Source organism: Polaribacter sp. Hel1_33_78 (assembly GCF_900106075.1).
GTDB lineage: Bacteria > Bacteroidota > Bacteroidia > Flavobacteriales > Flavobacteriaceae > Polaribacter.
This window is the reverse complement of sequence record NZ_LT629794.1, coordinates 2,860,497-2,883,099: the sequence shown is the minus strand read 5'-3', so window position 1 is coordinate 2,883,099 and position 22,603 is coordinate 2,860,497. Positions and strand designations below refer to the sequence as shown.

Below are 22,603 nucleotides of genomic sequence, written 5' to 3'. Positions count from 1 at the left end.
TATATTGCAGCATCTATTAAAAAAAATTGATGAACCAACATTTTTTATCCCCTGTAAAAGAAGCTGTTTTAGCGCATCTAGTAACGCAGTCATTTTCGTGTTTGGGTAAGAAAATTAGAATTCATTCTAAGCAAGAAGGTTTTCCTGATTTAAAGAATGTACAACTAGCCATTTTTGGGGTTGAAGAAGACAGAAACTCAGAAAATAATTTTGGTTGTGGAGAAGACTTGCAGTTTATTCGAAACAAATTATACCAATTATTTCCGGGAAATTGGCAAACAGAAATTGCAGACCTAGGAAATGTCCCAAAAGGAAATTCTGTTACGGATACTTATTTTGCGGTTTCTGAATTAATAACATACTTATTAAAAAAAAATATCATACCAATTATAATTGGTGGAGGTCAAGATATTACCTATGTGAATTATAGAGCTTATGATTCTTTAGAGCAAACTGTTAATATTACTGCCGTAGATAGTCGTTTTGATTTGGGTAATTTAGAGGATGATTTAACATCACAATCTTATTTAAGTAAAGTAATTATGCAAGAACCAAGTAACTTGTTTAATTACAGTAATGTTGGTTATCAAACGTATTTCAATGCCCAAGAAGAAATTGAATTGTTAGATAATTTATTTTTTGACTCTTATAGACTTGGAAAGGCAAAAGAATTAGAAAATATCGAACCTGCTTTTAGGAATGCTGATATTGTATCTATAGATATTGGCGCGATAAGACAAAGTGAAGCTCCTGCAAACAATAACGCTTCTCCGAATGGTTTTTACGGTGAAGAAATTTGTGCTATCTCTAGGTATGCAGGAATTAGTGATAAAGTTACTTCTTTCGGAATTTATGAGTACAATTCTAAATACGATAACAATCATCAAACGGCTAATTTAATCGCTCAGATGATTTGGTATTTTATTGAAGGTGTTAATTTCAGGGTAAAAGACTATCCTTTTTCTGGAAAAGAAAATTATCAAAAGTTTACGGTTTTAATGGAAAACGATGACCCACTAATTTTTTACAAAAGCAACAAAACTGGACGTTGGTGGATAGAGATAAATATTTTATCAGATAATAAATATAAAAGGCATGCGTTAATACCATGTACATTCAAAGATTACACAGAAGCTACAAAGCAAATTATACCTGAAAGATGGTATAAAGCAATGAGAAAGATGTTGTAGTGTGATCATATAATAAAAAACAATACGTTAAAATGTGGTTTCAAGATTGTATTTTAGCAAAAAAAATAATAGGTTTACGAACTTTTAGTAAAGACAAAATATAATATGAAGAAAGCAGCAATATTTGCACTTTTAATAACCGTTTTTTACAGTTGTGGTTCTAATGATAGAGGAGAATTAGTAGGTGTGAAATCTAAGAAAAAATGGTTTTCAGAAAAACCTTACGGAATGGCTAAAATTCCGGGAGGCTCTTTTACAATGGGGAAGCAAGATCAAGATATTTTAGGTACTTTAAATACTCCAACAAAGACAGTTACTGTTCGGCCTTACTATATGGATGAAACTGAAGTAACCAATAATGAGTACAAAGAGTTTGTAAGGTGGGTAAGAGATTCAGTGGTAAGAACTAAACTAGCAGTTCAAGCAGAATTTGCCGCTTTAGGCGCAACGCCAGATGCCAACGGTGATGGACCTTCAGGAGGTATTCAAAATTACGCATTTAAGGCGGCAGATACGGCAGATGCATCTGCTTATCAAAAGTACATGTATGACAATTACTATAGCTTTGATACAATTCAACCTTTAAATTGGGATGAAGAACTTATTTGGAAAAAAGAAGATTTTCCTGATGTAGATTATGTTGAAGTGATGGATTCTGTATACATAAGCAAAGAGGACGCTGTAGACGGTCTAAGAACTTTTAAAACAAAATTATTAAACTATAAATATTCGTGGTTTGATAGAGATAATGCTGCTAGAAAAGGTGGTAAAAGAAAAGATTTTGTTGAATCTGAAGTTTTAAATATTTATCCTGATACAACTGTTTGGGTAAAAGATTTTAATTATTCTTATAATGATCCAATGCATCAAGATTATTTTTATCATCAATCTTATGGAGATTATCCAGTAGTGGGTGTTTCTTGGGGCCAAGCAAATGCTTTCTGTAATTGGAGGACCAAAAAGAAAAATGATTATTTAAGAGGAAGAAAAAATACAACAAAAGTGCCAGATTTTAGATTACCTACAGAAGCAGAATGGGAGTATGCGGCAAGAGGGGGGTTAGAATTTGCTACCTATCCTTGGGGGACAGGGAGCGCAACGAGTGATAGAGGGTGTTTCTTGGCGAACTTTAAACCTGTAAGGGGTAATTATTCTGTAGACGGAGCTTTATATACTATGGAAGCAAAGTCATTTAATGCGAATGATTACGGTTTGTATAATATGGCTGGGAATGTTTCTGAATGGACAAATACGGCGTATAATTTATCATCTTACTATATGGCCTCAACAATGAACCCTAATGTAGAAGATAGAAAAAACAAGAGAAAAATTATTAGAGGAGGATCTTGGAAAGATGTAGCATATTATCTAGAAGTGGCTTCTAGAGATTATGAATATGCAGACACAGCAAGAAGTTACATTGGTTTTAGAACGGTTCAAAACTACTTGGGGACTTCAAATAAATAAGTTAAAATAAAAACAACAATATAATTTTAAAAAAAAATGGCACAATCAAGATCTTATAAAAAAGTAATGAATTTCGTATACGGAATGGGAGCAGCAGTAGTAATAGTTGGAGCTTTGTTTAAAATTCAGCATATTAGTTTAGACCTTGGTATATTTGAAATTTCAGGAGGATTAATGTTAACTATTGGTTTGTTAGTGGAAGCTGGTGTTTTTGCAGTTTCTGCTTTTGATACCCCTGAGGATGATTTTGATTGGACAAAAGTATATCCAGAATTAGGCGCTGAGGGTTTTTCTTCAGAGGATAAATTAGGGGCTGATGGTATTCTATCTCAAAAATTAGATAATTTATTGCAAGAGGCAAAAATTGATGGGGCTTTAATGGAAAGCTTAGGAACTAGTATGAAGAACTTTCAAGGAGCTGCAGAAGGATTATCTGCTGCTGCAGAATCTATCTCATCAACAAATAAGTATAATGAACAAGTGTCATTAGCCGCTGTTCAAATGGAATCGTTAAACGGTTTGTATGCAGTACAGTTGGAAAACTCTAATAAACAAGCAGAGTTAAATACTGCTGTTGTGGAAAATACAGAGAGATTAAAAGAGCAAATGGAGTCTTTAGCAAATAACCTTTCTTCTCTTAACGGTGTTTATGGAGGAATGCTTTCTGCAATGTCTAGCAAATAATTAGTTCAAAGAAATGTATAACTTATTAAAAACTAATTAAAAAATGGCTGGAGGAAAATTGTCTGCAAGACAAAAGATGATTAATTTAATGTATCTTGTATTTATTGCGATGTTAGCAATGAATATGAGTAAAGAAGTATTATCAGCTTTTGGTTTTATGAATGAAAAACTAACTGTAAATAACGCTTCAACAACAGATAAAAATAATGAAGCATATGCTAATTTAGCAACAAAAGCGAAAGAACAAAAAGAAAAATTTGGGAAGCTTAACGAGCAAGCGAATGAAATAAAGAAATTTTCAGCTGACTTTTATTCATATTTAGATGAATTAAAATTAAAAATGGCAGCTGATATTGAGAACAAATCGGATTATGAAGCGATGGATAAAACTGATTTTTTAGATGCTTATTTCTTTAAGGGAGATGGTTATACATCTGAAGGTCAAGATTTTTTGGATAAAATTAATGGTTTTAGAACAAGCTTAGTAAATACATTAGGTTCTGATAGTAAGTTTACTCCAGTAATTAATAAAAGATTTAACACAGATGATGTTAATAGGGGTGGAAAGAAAACACAAAAATGGTTAAAGGCAAGATATGAAGGATTTCCTTTAGTAGCTTCCTTAACAAATCTTACGCAAATGCAAGCTGATATTAAAAATTCAGAAGCTGATATCGTTACAGATTTATTAGGAGGTAAAATGGAGGAAGCTCTATCATTGACGAATTATGAAGGTATTGTTAGTTTAAAGAAAACAGCTTATTTTGCAGGTGAAAGAGTTACAGGTGAAGTCGTTTTAGGACGTTACGATGCCACGTTAGTTCCTAATAAAGTCTTGCTTAATGGTAAAGATGCTACAAAGAATGTTAAGGATGGTCAAGTAATTTTGGACTTTCCTGCTGGTAATGTTGGAGAGAAATCAATTAAAGGGACGATTTATTTTACAGAAAACGGAGTAGAAGTTCCTGTTGATTTTGAAAGCAAATATAGCGTAATAGCTGAGCCTAGTAGTGCCGTAGTTTCTGCTGATAAGATGAATGTTGTTTATAGAGGTTTAGATAACCCAATCTCAGTTTCTTTACCAGGAGTTGGAGCTAATAATATTTCAGTTTCTGCAACGGGTGGTAAATTATCTAAAAATGGATCAGCTTATATGATGAGGCCTGGACCATCAAGCACGGCTGTGGTTAATGTGAGTGCAAAATTAAGTAGTGGTAAAACTGTAAATTCTAAAGCAACATTTAGAATTAAAGACATACCAGCAGCAATGGGTTCTGTTCGTAATCAATTTGGAACTGTAAGAATGCCAAAATCAGGTTTAGCTAATGCTCCCATAAGTGCTGGTTTACCAGACTTTATGTTCGATTTAAAATTAAAAGTGAATAGTTTTAAAATAAAAGTACCAGGTCAACTAACGATCATTGTTAATGGATCAAGATTAAGTGCAGCTGCCAAACAAAAATTATCAAAAGCTAAAAGAGGAGATATTATTAATATTTATGATATTAAAGCTTCTATTATTGGTAACTCATACAAGCTCAAACAAGTTTTACCAGTTAATATAGAATTAACTAATTAGAATAAAAAATTAGATTATGGTTAGAAATTTTTTAATACTAGTTTTCATTTTGATTACTTCCGGTTTAGTAAAGGCTCAAGCCAATTTATTAAATTCTAAATCTGTAAGTCAAATAGGAAAGAAAAATGAACAACAATTAGTTGCTGATAATGATGGCCCAATCCCTTATGGATATGTGGACGATAGAGATATCATGTGGTCTAAAGTTGTTTGGGAATTTGTAGATTTAAATCAAAAAATAAATTTACCTTATTATTTTCCAATTGATACCACCAATATTTCTTCAGATAGAAGATCTTTGTTTGATACACTCATTAAAGGGATTAAACAAGGTAAAATTAAGGAGGCATATACAGATTCTTTTTTTACCTCTAAAATTACCCAAGATGAAATAGATACACGTTTAGTAAATATTCGTGATGAAAATGGATATAAAGATACATTTAGAATTCAAACTCAAGATGTAGAAGGATACATGTTAAAAGGGATGTGGTATTTTGATAAACGTCAAGGAGAAATGAAATATAGATTGCTGGCTCTGGCACCAATGGGAAAAGATGTTCAGACTTTGGGTGTCGAAAATATAGAAGATGAAAATTTATATGAGTTATTTTGGATTTTCTTTCCAAATGCGAGAGGAATTTTACATGATGCAAAGGTCTTTAATCCAAAAAACGCAACTCATCCTATTTCTTATGATCATTTATTAAATGCAAGAAGGTTTAGTGCTGTAATTGTAAGAGAAGAGAATATCTACGGAAATAGAGCTATTGAAGATTATGTTCGTGGAAATTCTTTATTCCAACTTTTAGAAGCAAATAAGATTAAAGAAGATATTAGAAACAGAGAAATTGATATGTGGAATTATTAATTTGGTTTCAATAAGTATTGAAAAGCGTTCCAAATTTTGGAACGTTTTTTTTATTTAAAAGAAGTATTTTTGAATGATGAAGTTAGATTATATAGTTGTTGGCTTAGGGCTAGCAGGTTTGGCATTTATTGAGGAGTTAATTGAGGCAAACAAGAGTTTTTTGGTTTTCGAAGACAATTCACAAACCTCTTCTTTAGTGGCTGGAGGAGTATATAATCCTGTTATTTTAAAAAGATACTCACCAGTTTGGAATGTAAAAGAACAATTAGCCTTAGCACTTCCTTTTTATGAACGATTAGAAAAAAAATTCGATCAAGAATTCGATCAAAAATTTGTTATTAAAAAAGCTTTTAAATCTATTGAAGATCAGAATAATTGGTTTTCGGCATTTGACAAACCTAAAGTAGCTCCGTATTTAGACTCGAAATTAGACAATCAAACATATAATGGAGTTTTAGGAAATCATCAATTTGGAAATGTTAAGGAAGGAGGTAGAATAGATACCCAAAAATTAGTCGAAACCTATAGGGAATATTTAAAAGAAAATAATTGGATTCGATTTGAGAATTTCAATCATAATAACATAAAATTTAAGGATCAGACTATTCAATATCAAGACATAGAAGTGCATAAAATTGTATTTGCAGAGGGGTTTGGGTTGAAAGAGAATCCCTACTTTAATCATTTACCATTAGAGGAAGTAAAAGGAGAAACTATTACAATCCATGCGCCAGAATTAGAAATTGATTTTCTTGTAAAATCAACCTTGTTTGTTATGCCAATAGGTCATCACCAGTATAAAGTTGGTGCTACCTTTAACCACGCAGATAAAACCTCCATCCCTTCAATAGAAGGAAAGGAAGAATTGGTTGCAAAACTTAAAAAGGTACTTTCCGTGCCTTATACAATTGTAGACCAAGCCGCGGGGATTCGTCCTGCAGTAAAAGACAGAAGACCTATGGTTGGGGTACATCCACAGTTTAACAATTTAGCGGTTTTAAACGGTTTGGGAACGCGTGGGGTTATCATATCGCCAACAGTAGCCAAACAATTGTTTAATCACCTAGAAAATGAAGGGAAATTAGATCCAGAAACTGATATCAAACGATTTGAAAAAAAATAAATGTAGTTTAAAATTATTTAAAAGTTACAAACTTTATTTTTCATAATTGACAAACATATTTATCCAAATAATTCGGGCCAATCTTAAATTTATAGGTGCTAAAATAAAAAGAGATCCAAAAACTGTAAATAAAGATTGCAGCAAATTTAAATTAAAACCTAGTTTAGCAATTAAAAAAGTAACAATAGAAACTGCTACTGTAATACCATAATTTACATACATCGCTCCATAATAAAAAGAAGGTTCTAACATGTATTTTAAATTACATTTAGGGCAATTCTCATATAATTCAGTAACCTTTGTTAAGTTAAAAGTACAACGATTTTTAAAGAAGTAACCTTCCTGACATTTAGGGCATTTTCCTTTTAAAATACTATAAAATTTTGTCCCTTTTTTAAACATGAAAAACTGTATTTTTTTAGTTAGTTTTGCAAACTATAAATTTAGGTAAAATTAATGTTAAACGTACACAACTTAACAGTTTCCTTTATGGGAACTGAATTATTTTCAGGAATTACTTTCAAATTAAATAAAGGGGATAGAATTGGTCTTATTGGAAAAAATGGAGCAGGAAAATCTACCCTTTTAAAAGTACTTTCTAAAGATATAGAAAGTAGTGGTACTATGGCCTTTGATAAAGATGTGCAAATTGGTTTCTTACGACAAGACATCGATTTTGTGGAAGGAAGAACAATTTTAGAAGAAGCATACCAAGCCTTCGAAGAAATCAAAGAAATCGAATCAAAACTTGATGAAATTAATGAACAATTAGCGATTAGAACAGATTACGAAAGTGAAGGTTATACGCAGCTAATTCATGATTTAACAGATTTAACCGAGCGTTATGAACTTCTTGGAGGTTATAATTATCAAGGAGATACCGAAAAAATTCTACAAGGTTTAGGTTTTCAAAGAGAAGATTTTGATAAGTTGACTGATACTTTTTCAGGTGGATGGAGAATGCGTATTGAATTGGCAAAACTACTGTTACAGAATAATGATATTTTATTATTAGATGAGCCAACAAACCATTTAGATATTGAATCTATTATTTGGTTAGAAAACTTTTTAAAAGGATATTCAGGCGCTATTGTTTTGGTTTCTCATGATAAAATGTTTTTAGATAATGTAACCAATAGAACAATAGAAATCTCTCTAGGTCAAATTTACGATTATAAAAAACCCTATTCTCAGTTTTTATTATTAAGAGGAGAAATTAAAGAAAAGCAGTTACAAGCTCAAAAAAATCAAGAGAAAGAAATAAAGCAAAAACAACACTTAATAAATAAGTTTAAAGCAAAAGCGAGTAAAGCTTCAATGGCACAATCTTTAATGAAGCAACTAGATAAGGTTGAATTAATTGAAGTAGATCAAGACGATAATCAGGCAATGAATGTTCGTTTTGCAATTTCTAAAGAGCCAGGAAAAATTATTGTTGAAGCAGAAAATTTAAGCAAAAGTTATGGTGATAAACACGTTTTAGAAGATGTAGATTTATTAATAGAACGAAATAGTAAAATTGCTTTTGTCGGTCAAAACGGACAAGGAAAATCAACATTAGCAAAAATGATGGTTGGTGAAATTCCGTTTGGAGGGGTTCTTAAACTCGGCCATAACGTAGAAGTTGGCTATTTTGCTCAAAATCAATCTGAACATTTACCACCAGAAAAAACAGTTTTAGAAATAATGGAAGACGCTGCAACGGATGGAAACAGAATGCGCGTTAGAGATATGCTAGGTTCTTTCTTATTTGGAGGTGATGCAGTTGATAAAAAGGCAAAAGTACTTTCCGGAGGAGAGAGAAATAGGTTAGCATTGTGTAAGCTATTATTAGCACCTTTTAATGTGTTAATCATGGATGAGCCAACAAACCATTTAGATATAGCCTCAAAAACTGTTTTAAAAGAAGCTTTAAAAAGTTTTAATGGAACGTTAATATTGGTTTCTCACGATAGAGATTTCTTACAAGGATTAACATCAAGTGTTTATGGTTTTAAGGATAAAGTGATTAAAGAATATTTAGGAGATATTGATTATTTCTTAGAACAACATAAAATTGAAAATCTTAGAGAAGCAGAAAAAAGGACGGTCGTAAAAGTAGATAAAACTTCAACTAAAAAAGAAGATTATCAAATGTCTAGAGAGCAAGAAAAAGAGTTGAAAAAATTAAAAAACAAAATCTCTAAAATAGAAACGGAAATTGCAAATTTAGAAGGAGAAATTGAAAAGATAGATTTAGAATTAGCCCAGAATTATGATGAAGTTTCCTCTAGACCCAACTTCTTTGAAAAATACAAAGCAAAAAAAACAAAATTAGACTCTTTAATGAAAGATTGGGAAAAGGTGGAAGCGGAAGTTTCTAATTTCTCATAACTTGCGTAAATTCTTCTTTACAGAATTTTTAGGGGAGTCAACTAAAATAATTAAATTATAAATTTCTGTCTAAACAGGAATGATAAACAATGAATTTCAACTCAGCAGTAGAATCCAAAAATCAACAAGTTTTTCTCCCAGTTTTGGAAGAAAAGAAGGTAGAACTCTTTATAAAACGAGAAGATTTAATTCACCCTTATGTTTCAGGGAATAAATTTAGAAAATTAAAATACAACTTACAAGAAGCGAAGAAACTTAAGAAGAAAGCACTATTTACTTATGGTGGTGCGTTTTCTAATCATATCGTAGCAACAGCAGTGGCAGGTAAAATAGCAGGGTTTAAAACTTTTGGAATTATTAGAGGTGATGAATTAGGGAAAAAACTTGAACAAACTTTAGAAGAAAATGCTACCTTAAGAGAAGCTCATAAGAATGGAATGAAATTTCAGTTTGTCTCTAGAGAACAATACAGACAAAAATTATCATTTGGCTTTGTTGAAAAGATGAAAAATAAATGGGGCGACTTTTACGTAATTCCTGAAGGTGGAACAAATTGTTTGGCAGTTGATGGTTGTGAAGAAATTTTAAATAAAGAAGATTCAGAATTTAATTATATTTGTTCAGCTGTAGGAACAGGAGGAACGATTTCTGGTTTGATAAATGCATCTAAAAAAAATCAAAAAATAATAGGATTCCCTGCTTTAAAAGGTAATTTTTTATCAGAAGAAATCAAAAAATATGTAGGCAGAAAGAAAAACTGGAGTTTACAGAAAGCCTACCATTTTGGGGGGTATGCAAAATATGATGAGGAATTAATAACTTTTATTAATAACTTTACAGCAGAAACAGGTATTTTACTAGATCCTATTTATACAGGTAAAATGTTATTTGGAATTTTAGACTTAGTTAAAAAAGATACGTTTAGCGAAGGGACTAAAATTTTAGCAATTCATACAGGAGGAATTCAAGGAATTCAGGGAATTAATCATCAATTAGAAAATAAAAATCAGGAATTAATTAACGTTTTATGAGATTAAAGGTTCTATTTTACTGCGTATGTATAGTGATTTTATCAAGTTGCGGAGCTAGCAAAAAAACGACTCATAAAAAGAAGAATGCTGGTGTAGTTTTACAAGAATCCAAGCCTAAAAAGGCGCCTTCTGTAAATCAAAAAGAATTGATTAAAAAGTTAGTTAAGAAAAACCCAAAATTAAATAAACATACGCTAGCTTATATTGGAAAATATGCGCCAATCGCCGTAAAGGAAATGCATAAAAATAAAATTCCGGCAAGCATAACCTTAGCACAAGGAATTTTAGAATCTGGTAGAGGAAGAAGTGAACTAGCATTAAAATCTAACAATCATTTTGGAATTAAATGTCATACTGGATGGAACGGAGAACGTGTGTATCATGATGATGATGAAAAAGGAGAATGTTTTAGGAAATACCAATATGTAGAGACTTCTTACGATGATCATTCTGCATTTTTAACGAAAAGAAAACGATACGCTTTTTTATTTAATTATGGAGCTAAGGATTATAAGAAGTGGGCAAAGGGATTAAAAAAAGCGGGTTATGCTACAGATAAAAAATACCCAAACAAACTGATAAAAATTATCGAAGATTATAAACTACATGAGTTTGATCAGCAGAAAAGAAAGGGTTTTAAATATAAAGAGCCTAAAAGAAATAAAGAGGAAACAAAAGTTTCTGCTACGAAATACTACAAGGTAAAAAAAGGAGACACTTTATATTCTATTGCCAGAAAATTCAGTCTTTCTGTTTCTGAACTAAAGCAGGTTAACAATTTAAAAACTAATATAATTTCTATAAATCAGGTTTTAAAGACGAACTAAAGTATTACTTGAGAATTCTTTTAAATAAATTTTTTTTGTAGCAAGCTTTATTTACTTTTTTATCAAATTTGTGTCGAGATATTTTTTTATGAATATCTTAACGTAGCGCTTTCAAATTTTTTTCAAAAAAATCATTTTTAAATTATAAAAATATGCTTATTGTTAAATCTGTAAACGGAAAACATCCCCAAATACCAGAAGATTGTTATGTTGCAGAAAATGCGACTATTGTGGGTGAAGTTTCTCTTGGAAAAGAGTGTAGCATTTGGTTTAATGCAGTTCTTAGAGGAGATGTACACTATATAAAAATCGGAAATAAGGTTAACATTCAAGATGGTGCAGTAATCCATGCAACTTATCAGAAATCGCCTACAACTATTGGTAATAATGTTTCAATCGGGCACAATGCAATTGTGCATGGTTGTACAATTCACGATAATGTTCTAATAGGCATGGGTTCAATTATTATGGACGATTGTGTCATAGAGTCTAACTCAATAATTGCGGCGGGAGCAGTAGTTACCAAGAATACAAGAGTAGAGAGTGGTAGTATTTATGCAGGTGTTCCTGCTAAAAAAGTGAAAGATATTTCCCAAGAATTAATTTCTGGTGAAATAGATAGAATTGCCAATAATTATGTAAAATACTCTGGTTGGTTTAAAGAATAATATTTGGGCGTTACACAAGGTCGCGCTTTTCATTATATCTTTTATTCAACCTTCATAAAAGGATGTCATTGCAATCGCTAACGCAAAATTAAACATAAAATAAAAATCCGATTTCAAATTAAGAAACCGGATTTTTGTTAAAACGTATCAATCCAAACTAGTCATTAAAATCTTTTTTGGCCATCCTTCTTTTTTTCATCATTTTCATTCCTTTCATTTTTTTTTCTTTTTTCGTTTCCTCAAACTTCTCAAATTGGTTTTTATTTAAGATGTCTTTCATTTTGTTTTTAAAGGCAATTTGATTGTCTAATAGCTTACTTTTCATAGTGTAAACTTCATCTGAAGAAGGTCTCTTTTTGGCAGTTCTAAGTTCCTTTCTTTTTAACATTTCCGCTTTTTTATTTTCCGCTTGTTTATGTATTAAAGGTTTTATTTGGTTTTGTTGCTTTTCGGATAAATCCAAAGACAATGTCATTCTTTTAAGAGCTAAATCTGTATGCTGCTCAATGGTTAATTTTTGCTGGTGCTTTCCTCTTTTTTTTTGCGCTTCTACTGTTAAAGTAAAAGCGATTGCTAAAATTAAAATGCTTGCTATTTTTCTCATGATATAAATGTTTAATTAACTTTTTAGGTATATTTCTTTGACCTTGAAATTTTTAAAAGGTTTAAGCTTATAATCCAAATTAAGAAGTATTTAACACTTTATAATTTTGATCTTAAGGCTTGATAGCATGTAACTCTGCAATTAATGAAAGCTTTTTATCAGGTTTAGCTAAAATGTTATCTGATGCTAATAATACCGTAATCATTGGTTGTGGAGATTTTGTTTTACTTACGTTTGGTAAACGTTTATTTTAAAAGTACAGTTTGGGGTGATTGTGCAATCCTTTAAACATAGATTGCACATATAAATTATTAAATTACCTGACAGGGATATCTGGATTTTAGATTTCCATCAACAACTTTTAAAATAGAGTATTTTCTGAGAAAAAATGATTAAATTTAAACCATAGTATGAAGTAGATCAAAAATGCGGCTGCAGTGCGAAAAGGAGCACGAGAAACTTCAAAGTAATCCAAAAATGAACCTATGAAACAATTTGTAAAATATTTTCTCCGCTTTTTAGTAATAATTATAATAGCCTTTATTGCGTTCTTTTTTTGGGCTTCATCTTCCACTTTAAATAGTACAGAATACAAAGTGGTTTCTGAATTAGAAAATAAAGTAAAACCAGAAAACGACACTATTTTTAGTATTGTAACATACAATATTGGGTATTTAAGTGGAATGACTAATAACAGAGCTATCGAAAAACCAAAGCAGTTATTTGATAATAATATGAATAAGGTTCTACTAGAAACTAAAAACGTAAATCCAGATATTATCGCTTTTCAAGAAATAGATTATAATGCTAGTCGTTCTTATAATGTAAACCAAGAAACTGAAATAGCAGCTTTAGGATTTAATTATGCTGCAAAAGCTGTTAATTGGGATGAGCGTTATTTACCTTTTCCTTATTGGCCCATAAAGATGCATTTTGGCAAAGTCGTTTCTGGGCAATCGATTATCAGTAAATATCCTTTAAAAGAACATCAGAGAATTGTTTTACAAAGAGTAGAAAGTGAACCTTTTTATAGAGATGCATTCTATCTAGAGCGTTTAGCGCAAGTTGTAAAAGTAGTTTTAAACGGCCAAGAAGTGGTTTTAATCAACATTCATTTAGAGGCTTTTGACAAAGCGACTAGAGTGAACCAATTTGAAGAAGTTTTGGCGATATTTAATAAATATAAAAATGATTACCCAACAATTTTATTAGGGGATTTTAATTCTAGAGCCAGAGATAAAGATGCTGTTATTCAAAAAATGTTTGCAATGAAAGGCATTGGAAATGCTGCTTTTGATATGAATAATCTCGGGAATACTTTCGATACAAAAAATCCTTTTGAAAGAATAGATTATATTTTCTACACAAAAAATTCTATTGAATATATTTCAGGAAAAGTACTAAATCAGTTTGAACAAGCATCAGATCATTTACCGGTAGAAATGCAATTTAAATTGAAGTAAATTAATTATTTTTAGCTTCTTTAATAATTTCTTTTACAGCGATTGAGTATGCTTTGGCATTACTTGCTTTTTTAATCTTTTTATAAGTTTTCTGCGGATTTGAAAAACTTCTAGAAAAGTATTCCCAAAAACCAAGCATTTTCATTTTAATGGGTGTCGGTCCAGAAAGCGCAGCATCATATTCTTCAAAAATACGATCGTGAAATTCATGAAATATTTCAAATCTATTTCTTGGATATTCAGTTGTATCATTCTTAATCATGTTCGGCAAAAATGGATCTGCAATTAAACCTCTTCCAATCATCCAGTGATCTATAGAATTAAAGCGTTCTTTTAGTTTTTTAAAAGCAGTAACAGAAGTAATATCCCCATTATAGTACATTTTATGTTTACTATTGTCTAAACATTTTTGAAACGCTTCTAAATTAGTGCCTCCTTTATACAATTGCTTGCCAATTCTTGCGTGAATTGCAATATTTTTTAAAGGATAAGTATCTAAAATTGGTAAAACATCTAAAATTTCTTCGGGAGTATCATAACCCATTCTCATTTTCATGGAGACCAGGATGTCAGATTCGTTATGAATTTTATGAAGAATGGTATTTATCTTTTTAGTATCAGCAATTAAACCAGATCCCATTCCTCGTTTTGTAACCATAGGGTATGGGCAACCTAAATTCCAATTCAATTCTTTGTAGCCTAATTCTTGAACATATTTAGAAACGAATAAAAATTCATCAACATCATTCGTAATAATTTGAGGAATTACTTCTAATTCCGTATTATTTTCCGGAAGAATATCATTTTTATAAGAGTTCTTAATAATTAATTTTCCATTTAGTCTAATATACGGGGAATAAAATGTGTCTATTCCACCAAAAAAATGATTGAAGGCATTTCTAAATTTATAATCTGTAAATCCTTGAAGCGGAGAAGATAGAAGTGTTTGATTCATGAAAAATTTATATCAATTCAAGTATAAAATGAAATCTTAAAAAGATCAATTTGAGATGCAATATTTTATATTAAAAATCATATTCGATGTGCAAATATAACACACTTTCCAAAGCATTTGATAAACAAATTGCTCTAAATAAATCTAAAAAATAGTTGAACCACTTCCTTGTTTCTATGCAGTTTACGTTGAAGTAATTTATTTTTTAAAGATGAATTGTTTAAAATGAAAAACCTCCCAAATGTGAGAGGTTTTATATGTATTCAATACTGTTATTTGGAGTTTAAGTTGAAATACATTCAATGTTTTTGTGCTAGTTCCACAACCTATATTTTGCCAATAATAATCCTTTTTGATTTTTAGTTTTTACAAACAAAAAAAGCTTTTAATTAGAACTCTTCTTTTTTGTAAACGGTTACACCTTCTTTAATGGTTTCCATAACTAAAATGTCTTTGATGTCATCGAGCTCAGATTTCAAAGGATTTTCATTTAGAATTACTAAATCAGCAAGTTTACCAACTTCGATCGTACCTTTTCGGTCTTCTTCAAAATGTTGGTAAGCTGACCATTCAGTGATGCATTTCAGAGCTTCATAAGGTGTTAATCTTTCTTTTTCACCTATAATTTTCCCTGATCTTGAAACGCGATTTGTAGCTGTCCATATAACGCGCATCAAGTTTGGTAAAGCCACAGGAGCATCCGTATGTATTGTTATTTTGAGCCCTTTATTTAATGCTGTTCTGGTGGGACTAATTTTATTACCTAAACTATCACCAATAATTTCTTTATGCCAATCTCCCCAATAAAAAGTATGCAATGGAAAAAGGGATGCTATGATATTTAAATCTTTAAAATCATCTAGCTGATCCTCTCGAACATACTGGCCATGAATAAGAACATCTCGTCTACCTTTATTTCCGTAAGTATCGGTCACTTTTTTTAAGCTTCTAATCATTTGATCCATCGCAGCATCTCCATTTGCATGCGTATGTATTTGCCAATTATTTTGAAAAGCTTTTTCATAAATTTTTTCAACTTCTTCGTCAGAGGGAATAGCAGGATATCCTAAATATCCTTTTTTTGCACCCTTTGGAGGCACCAAGTAAGGTTTAGTTCTCCAAGCTGTTCTTCCTTGCGGAGATCCATCTAAAGTGAGCTTAACCCCAGCAATTCTGTAATGATTTTTATAGGAAGAGCTATACCAATCAGATGTTAATAAGGAGTCTGAAATTGAGTAATCGATATAACTTACAACGTCGAGCTTCAAGAAATCAGTATTGGCAGCATGCTCTAAAAAAAGATGCGAATTCTTCATTGCGCGTCCTTCTTGAACAGTTGTATAGCCATAAGACAACGCCATGTTTTGTCCCGCCGTTAGAAATACTTTTAATGCTTCTTCACTTTTAGGTCCGAGAACAGCCGGCATATATGGAATTGCAGCTAATTCTTCTAATACGCCATTGGGTTCTTGGGTATCCCCAATGCGTCTGATAATTCCGCCTTCTGGATTGGGTGTCTCTGAGTTGATATTTAGTAATTCTAGTCCTTTGCTATTTACCACACAAAAATGTCCGGAAATATGAACAATCATAATAGGGTATTCGGTTGAAACTTTATCTAAATCACTTTTTGTTGGAAACCTTTTATCCTCTAATACGGAGTCGTCAAAACCCATTCCGAAAATCCAACCTGTTAATTTAATGTTTTCTGGAGTTGACCAATCTTTTAAGATCTGAATTAATGATTCGATATTGTTTGCCCCAGCATCCGGTGGTGGAAGTATTTGCGCTCCAATAGATTGACTCGGAAATCCTGCAAAATGTGCATGCGCATCTATAAAGCCAGGGAGTAATGTTTTTCCGTTCAGATTATTTTTTTTTGAAGAAGGAAAGCGTTTTTTTGCTTCAGAAAGAGGACCAACAAATGCGATAGAATCTCCGCTCGTAACTATGGCTTCAGCGTAAGTGGGTTCGTCTCCGCTCATAGTGATAATATCTCCTCCAAAATATAAAAATTGACTTTCAAGCAATTTATTAGAATGATTAGTACAACTGGAAAATAGTATTGCTAGAAGTAAAAATGTTAAAAGCTGTTTCATATGTTTATTTTTAAGGTAGCGTTAAACGAATTTAGTGTTTTATAATTAGAAATAGGTTAATATGTTTAAAGAGCAGTTTTTTCAGTTATAATTATTAATTTCTTTTTGTGTGTTTCTATCCAGTTGCAAAGTAAATAAAAAATCACTCTCTAAAAGTTTACAAGGCGATTCAATAGCATCGATTTATCTAAAGTCAAATTTAGAGTATATTCTGGAAAGATATCTGTTATGTATTTAGAGTAAGTTCCTGAAAATACGGATTAATAGTCAGTTGTATTTTTTTTACATTTATTCTTATATATAAATATCAAGAAAAGTAGGATAAAATATTTCTGGTTATAAATAGTCCTTATGCTAAAAATTAGTTAAAACAAAACCTGAGATTAAATTATAATCTAAGATTTTTAAACTTATGGAAGTGGAATTTTAATTTTTTAAGTTAGCATTGTTCCTATATCCACGTTTATTTTGATACCAATCTGGATAGGATGTACCTCCAGAGGTTGCCCAATTAGCAAAGAAGTTATAAGCCTCCGTAATAATAACTTTTTCTTTTGGCGCTTTGTATTTTCCATTTATATTCATAGCCCAAGGGAAACCTTCAGGTGTTTTAAAATTACCATCACTATCTCGAACTGTTGGTCCCTCTTCAATAGATACCGTTGTTGGATAATAAGTTGTTGGTTTATTAGGTAAGTGTACTTCTTTAAGTCTATTCATGTTTGCGATTAGAAAAGGATTAAAAGGAGCATTACCTAGAGCAGCAGTAGTTATAGGGTTCTCGAATACAATAGATATGGTATTGGGTAACCCTACATTCAGGTGGGCGTTATCAAAGAATATAATCACCGCATTTGGTTGTGCTTGCTCTGTTCCATTCGCATTATTCGTTATAATGCCTTCCGTTAAATTTGATCCGGTAACACTTGAGATTGCTGAAGGCGAAACACCTTCTAATTCTAAACCAAAGCCGTTCTTATAACCTGCTCCAATAGATTCAACGATATAATTATAATCTACTTGCGTTACATTATTTTCTGCATTTAAAATGGTTTTTATGTTGTAACTAATAACTAAATCATTAAAATCATAATCGCCGGAGTATGGCCATAAGTCTTCGAACGCTATGGTTGCATTTGTAAATTCATTTGGATAAAACATTTTATTAGTGACTTCTGCACAATCACCAGCAAGCGTTTCTGTAATAACAACATTGTCAATAAAATTACCAACACTTATACTGCCAGCTGTATTTACAGCTTCAAAAATAAAATAAGTGTCATCTTGTCCAAAGGGTACGGTGTAGGTTCCAGAATACTTTACCCAGGCAGTATTACCGGTGGTCATTGTAGTTTCAATAGTCGCCGTAGCTAAATTTTCTCCAATTCTTACCACGGCGGTATCGGTTCCTGCCCGACCGCGATGCCATACCGACCAGCTTATTTCTGCTCCAGGGCTAGTACAAATACGTTGATACAGTGCTGAGTTTTGTGTTGCATTTAGTTCTGCAAAATATCTTCCATTTAGAGCAGGTACTCCAAGAAATCCAGATTTCCACAACTCAATCCTATTATCAGTTGCTGTCGTAGACCAGCCATCAACAAAACTTTCCTGGGGTTGGATATAACTTCTAGGAAGCGCAGGCCCATCTTCAAAATCACCATTTATAAAAACGTTTTCGGTACATTCTACACAACCCGTGCTGCTTACTTTATAAGCTCTAGCAGTTTTATTCGCAGTCTTACTGGCCGTTATCGTAAAATCAATTTTATTATTTAAAACGTCTATAATTTCGTAAGAATACTCCAGTCCATCTTTTCTAGAAATATATACTTTATCATAAACACTAGACAAACTAAGCACATGATTAACGATGCCATTATATGGTTTACCAGCATATAACAAACTTTTGAGTGCTTCAGAAATATTTTCAGCTTCAGAGTCATAATCGCTTGAATAGGCAAAAACTTCATATTTTACAAAAGGTGTTGCATCAATAATAGTTAATATTACATCTCTTTCAGTTTCAAAATTAAATCCATTTGGAATGTCTAAGTTTTCTAAGACTTGTATTGCATTTTCTGAAACCTCTACTGTTTCAGGTTCTTGCATATCAACATCATTTGGTATACAAGAACTAAAAATTATTAAAAAAGAAATTAAAAAGTAAATATTAAATTTTTTCATACAGCATCTTGGTTAAGGAGTTATTTCTTATCCTAGTTACGCAAGGTATGAACAGAATTTTTCTTTTGCTTATGCCATTGGACTGTTGAGGCTTTTTGAGAATTCAATAACCATTAAGTGTCGATGAACGGTATTGGTAAAAACGAAATAAAACTCAATGAAAAACTGCATTTTCAGAAGACTTTATTTTCCTTGATTGTTTCCCAGTCAGTTTTTATAATTTAAAGGCTTCTTTCACTTTGTCAACATAATCTAATTTTTCCCAAGTAAAGGTTTCTACTTCTTCAGAAACAGTCTCTCCCATTGGGTTAGAAAAAGTAACTATTTTTATTTCTGAAGTTCTTCCCATGTGTCCATAAGCAGCAGTATCAGAGTAAATAGGTGTTCTTAATTTTAAACGTTGTTCAATAAAATAGGGGCGCATATCAAAAATAGTTTCTACAATTTTACTAATTTCTCCATCCGTTAAATCTATGGTAGATGTTTGATACGTATCTACATTTATACTTGTTGGTTCTGCAACGCCAATGGCATAAGAAACTTGCACTAAAACTTCTTTACAAAGTCCTGCAGCTACTAAGTTTTTAGCAATATGTCTTGTTGCATAAGCTCCGGAGCGATCTACTTTACTTGGATCTTTTCCAGAAAAAGCACCACCACCATGAGCTCCTTTTCCACCGTATGTATCAACAATAATTTTTCTTCCAGTTAAACCAGTATCTCCATGAGGTCCTCCGATGACAAAAACACCAGTCGGGTTTATGTGATACGTAATATGATCCGTAAATAATTTTTGAATATGAGTAGGCAACTTTGCAACAACTCTAGGAATCAAAATTTCAACAATTTCTTTTTTGATTTTAGTTAGCATTACTTCTTCAGATTTGTCAAAATCATCATGCTGCGTAGAGATTACAATTGCATCAATTCTTTGCGGAATGTTATCATCAGAATACTCTATTGTTACTTGAGATTTTGCATCTGGTCGTAAATAGGTAATATCTTTATTTTCTCTCCGTAATTCAGCTAGTTCTTTTAATAAACGATGAGATAATTCTAAGGCCAAAGGCATATAGTTTTCAGTCTCATCAGTAGCATAACCAAACATCATTCCTTGATCTCCAGCGCCTTGTTCTTCTGGGTTCATCTTATCTACACCTTGATTAATATCTGGTGATTGTTCGTGAATTGCAGATAAAACGCCACAAGAATTACCATCGAACATGTAGGCACTTTTAGTATAACCAATTTTATTAATTACGTCTCTTGCAATTTGCTGAACGTCTAAATACGTCTTAGATTTTACTTCACCTGCTAAAATCACCTGACCCGTTGTAACTAAAGTCTCACAAGCAACTTTACTATTTTTGTCGAATGCTAAAAAGTTATCAATTAAAGCATCAGAAATTTGGTCTGCAACTTTATCTGGATGTCCTTCAGAAACACTTTCTGAGGTAAATAAATATGACATAATATTCTTTTTTTTATTAAAAAATGATTCCTAGATGCAAAACATAGAGGTTTCTTTAAACTGCTATCTCTGTAAAAACAGAAAACTGTGAAAAATAAAAATTGATTGCGTCGTTGCTAAAAGAAGTATATAATTACTGCTTTAGCATTTTTTTTATGAGGTTGCAATCAGTTCAAATTTTTCCTCTCAATTGGATTACAAAAGTACACTATAAAATTAAAATGGATCCTTTTTTTATGATAATTATTTGTGATAGCATCATCAATAAATCAATTTAAAGGTTTTAAAATTGATGTTTTTAAAGAATAAATAAAACAAACATGCTTAAACTGAGAAATCAATATTTTAATAAAAAGAAACTAGTTTTTATTTGGATATTAAATTTTTCTGCCATTATATTTGCACTCACAAAGTTCAATAACTTATTGAAATGTTATCAAGAAAGGTGTAGGGATTAGACCCAATGAAGCCTTAGCAACCCTTTAGAAATAAAGAAGGTGCTAAATTCTACTCAATTATTTTATAATTGGATAGATAACAAAAAAGAATTTTCCTGTTCTGGAAAATCCTATTTTCTTAATAACATTTTTCTAGTAAGTACATCAATTAAAAATTGGTGCATTTGACTTTTTTGTTTATTTATTAACTCAAAAAAATAGAAAAATGAGTACATTAAAATTAGCAACTAACGCGTTGCACGCAGGACATGACGTGACTGCAAACGGAGGTACAAGAGCAGTGCCTATTTATCAAACGACATCGTATGTTTTTAACAATTCAGAACATGCAGCAAATCTTTTTTCTTTAAAAGAATTAGGATTTATTTATACTCGTTTAAACAACCCAACAAATCAAATTTTACAAGAGCGTTTGGCGACATTAGAAGGCGGAATTGGAGCTGTTGTTTTTGCTTCTGGAACGGCTGCAATTGCTACAGGTCTATTAACGCTTTTAAAAGCTGGAGATCATATTGTTGCTTCAAGTAGTTTGTATGGAGGGACCTATAATTTATTGAGCGTAACATTACCAAGATTCGGTATTACTACTACGTTTGTAGATGCCTCAAATCCTGATAATTTTGAAGCGGCAGTCCAGGATAATACAAGAGCATTTTTTGTGGAATCTTTAGGGAACCCGAAGTTAGATGTGTTAGATTTAGATGCAATTTCTTTGCATGCAAAAAAAGCAGAAGTTCCTTTTATCGTTGATAATACCGTTGCAACTCCTGTTTTATTAAATCCGATAAAACACGGAGCTGATATTGTAATTCATTCGCTTACAAAATATATTGGTGGACAAGGAACGTCTCTAGGAGGTGCCATTGTAGATGCAGGAACTTTTAATTGGGCAAATGGAAAATTTCCTGAATTTACAGAACCTTCTGCAGGTTACCATGGTTTAAAATACTACGAAGTTTTAGGTGCTGCGTCATATACTTTTAAATTAATTTTAGAAGGATTACGTGATTTTGGAGGAGCTTTGAGTCCAACAAATGCTTTTAATATTATTCAAGGTTTAGAAACTTTACCTGTTAGAATAAAACAACACTCTACAAATGCATTGGCATTGGCAAAATGGTTAGAAGAGCAAGATGCTGTCGCTTGGGTAAATTATCCTGGGTTAGAAAGTAGCAAATATAAATCTTTAGCAAACAAATATTTACCAAAAGGACAAAGTGGAATTGTAACTTTTGGACCTAAAAAAGGTTTTGAAGCAGCAAAGGCAATTGCAGATAAAACAAAAGTATTCTCTTTATTAGCAAATATTGGTGATACAAAATCGCTAATTATTCATCCTGCTAGCACAACACATCAACAATTAGATACAGAAGCTCAACAAAGTGCAGGAGTTTCTCAAGACCTAATTAGATTGTCTGTTGGTATTGAAGATTTAGAAGATTTAAAAGCGGATTTGAAAGCTGCATTTTCAGAAATATAAAATAATATATCAAATTGGGCTTATTAGAGTTAAATAGATTTTAATAAGCTCAATCTAATAAACAAAAAAAGTA

19 protein-coding genes and 1 riboswitch are annotated in these 22,603 nt (G+C 31.6%); of the genes, 13 read left to right on the top strand and 6 right to left on the bottom strand.

What is annotated here, in order from left to right; translation table 11 throughout:
* Positions 1–29 precede the first annotated feature (29 nt).
* From BLT88_RS12520 to BLT88_RS12495, 6 genes are all read left to right on the top strand, one after another.
* A complete protein-coding gene (locus BLT88_RS12520; RefSeq protein WP_091955144.1) occupies positions 30–1,190 on the top strand; it encodes a formimidoylglutamase in 1,161 nt (386 codons plus the stop codon).
* Positions 1,191–1,295: 105 nt separating this feature from the next.
* Positions 1,296–2,657 carry a gliding motility lipoprotein GldK gene (gldK, locus tag BLT88_RS12515; protein ID WP_036783082.1) on the top strand — a complete coding sequence of 454 codons (1,362 nt, stop codon included), beginning with the start codon at positions 1,296–1,298 and terminating at the stop codon, positions 2,655–2,657.
* Between the two features lie 36 nt (positions 2,658–2,693).
* Positions 2,694–3,341 carry a gliding motility protein GldL gene (gene gldL, locus BLT88_RS12510; RefSeq protein WP_036783086.1) on the top strand — a complete coding sequence of 216 codons (648 nt, stop codon included), beginning with the start codon at positions 2,694–2,696 and terminating at the stop codon, positions 3,339–3,341.
* 43 nt (positions 3,342–3,384) lie between these two features.
* On the top strand, positions 3,385–4,920 hold the full coding sequence (gldM, locus tag BLT88_RS12505; RefSeq protein WP_036783089.1) for a gliding motility protein GldM: 1,536 nt from the start codon (positions 3,385–3,387) through the stop codon (positions 4,918–4,920).
* A gap of 16 nt (positions 4,921–4,936) precedes the next feature.
* A complete protein-coding gene (gene gldN, locus BLT88_RS12500) occupies positions 4,937–5,791 on the top strand; it encodes a gliding motility protein GldN (protein WP_036783092.1) in 855 nt (284 codons plus the stop codon).
* A gap of 73 nt (positions 5,792–5,864) precedes the next feature.
* The gene (locus tag BLT88_RS12495) at positions 5,865–6,914 is read left to right on the top strand and encodes an FAD-binding oxidoreductase (protein ID WP_366132814.1); all 1,050 of its coding nucleotides are present in this window, start codon (positions 5,865–5,867) and stop codon (positions 6,912–6,914) included.
* 33 nt (positions 6,915–6,947) lie between these two features.
* Here BLT88_RS12495 and BLT88_RS12490 read toward each other — a convergent pair whose 3' ends face one another.
* Positions 6,948–7,316, bottom strand: a complete 369-nt coding sequence (locus BLT88_RS12490) for a DUF983 domain-containing protein (RefSeq protein WP_036783097.1) — start codon at positions 7,314–7,316, stop codon at positions 6,948–6,950.
* Positions 7,317–7,370: 54 nt separating this feature from the next.
* On the opposite strand from BLT88_RS12490, the gene BLT88_RS12485 reads away from it, so the two are divergent.
* From BLT88_RS12485 to BLT88_RS12470, 4 genes are all read left to right on the top strand, one after another.
* Complete coding sequence (locus BLT88_RS12485) at positions 7,371–9,287, top strand: ABC-F family ATP-binding cassette domain-containing protein (RefSeq protein WP_091955141.1); 1,917 nt, start codon at positions 7,371–7,373, stop codon at positions 9,285–9,287.
* A gap of 89 nt (positions 9,288–9,376) precedes the next feature.
* Positions 9,377–10,318 (top strand): 1-aminocyclopropane-1-carboxylate deaminase/D-cysteine desulfhydrase, encoded by a 942-nt coding sequence (locus tag BLT88_RS12480; RefSeq protein WP_091955139.1) that lies wholly within the window; start codon positions 9,377–9,379, stop codon positions 10,316–10,318.
* A gap of 32 nt (positions 10,319–10,350) precedes the next feature.
* Positions 10,351–11,145 (top strand): glucosaminidase domain-containing protein, encoded by a 795-nt coding sequence (locus tag BLT88_RS12475; protein ID WP_366132817.1) that lies wholly within the window; start codon positions 10,351–10,353, stop codon positions 11,143–11,145.
* A 152-nt stretch (positions 11,146–11,297) separates the two neighbouring features.
* Complete coding sequence (locus BLT88_RS12470) at positions 11,298–11,813, top strand: gamma carbonic anhydrase family protein (protein ID WP_091955136.1); 516 nt, start codon at positions 11,298–11,300, stop codon at positions 11,811–11,813.
* Positions 11,814–11,970: 157 nt separating this feature from the next.
* Here the strand turns inward: BLT88_RS12470 and BLT88_RS12465 are convergent, their stop codons facing one another.
* Positions 11,971–12,417 carry a hypothetical protein gene (locus BLT88_RS12465; protein WP_091955133.1) on the bottom strand — a complete coding sequence of 149 codons (447 nt, stop codon included), beginning with the start codon at positions 12,415–12,417 and terminating at the stop codon, positions 11,971–11,973.
* Between the two features lie 119 nt (positions 12,418–12,536).
* Between BLT88_RS12465 and BLT88_RS14445 the strand changes: the two genes are divergently transcribed.
* The gene (locus BLT88_RS14445; RefSeq protein WP_297799441.1) at positions 12,537–12,671 is read left to right on the top strand and encodes a hypothetical protein; all 135 of its coding nucleotides are present in this window, start codon (positions 12,537–12,539) and stop codon (positions 12,669–12,671) included.
* Between the two features lie 231 nt (positions 12,672–12,902).
* Positions 12,903–13,880: an endonuclease/exonuclease/phosphatase family protein gene (locus BLT88_RS12460; protein WP_091955130.1), complete on the top strand. Its 978-nt coding sequence runs from the start codon at positions 12,903–12,905 to the stop codon at positions 13,878–13,880.
* 1 nt (position 13,881) lies between these two features.
* Here BLT88_RS12460 and BLT88_RS12455 read toward each other — a convergent pair whose 3' ends face one another.
* From BLT88_RS12455 to metK, 4 genes are all read right to left on the bottom strand, one after another.
* Positions 13,882–14,835, bottom strand: coding sequence for a tRNA-dihydrouridine synthase (locus BLT88_RS12455; RefSeq protein WP_091955127.1), 954 nt, complete (start codon positions 14,833–14,835; stop codon positions 13,882–13,884).
* A gap of 389 nt (positions 14,836–15,224) precedes the next feature.
* Complete coding sequence (locus BLT88_RS12450) at positions 15,225–16,934, bottom strand: amidohydrolase (RefSeq protein ID WP_091955126.1); 1,710 nt, start codon at positions 16,932–16,934, stop codon at positions 15,225–15,227.
* Between the two features lie 426 nt (positions 16,935–17,360).
* Positions 17,361–19,121, bottom strand: coding sequence for an LruC domain-containing protein (locus tag BLT88_RS12445; protein WP_091955123.1), 1,761 nt, complete (start codon positions 19,119–19,121; stop codon positions 17,361–17,363).
* Positions 19,122–19,335: 214 nt separating this feature from the next.
* Entirely contained in the window at positions 19,336–20,592 is a 1,257-nt protein-coding gene (gene metK, locus BLT88_RS12440; protein WP_091955120.1) for a methionine adenosyltransferase, read from the bottom strand.
* 430 nt (positions 20,593–21,022) lie between these two features.
* Positions 21,023–21,133: riboswitch (SAM riboswitch) on the top strand.
* A gap of 122 nt (positions 21,134–21,255) precedes the next feature.
* Between metK and BLT88_RS12435 the strand changes: the two genes are divergently transcribed.
* A complete protein-coding gene (locus BLT88_RS12435; protein ID WP_091955118.1) occupies positions 21,256–22,530 on the top strand; it encodes an O-acetylhomoserine aminocarboxypropyltransferase/cysteine synthase family protein in 1,275 nt (424 codons plus the stop codon).
* Positions 22,531–22,603: the final 73 nt, after the last annotated feature.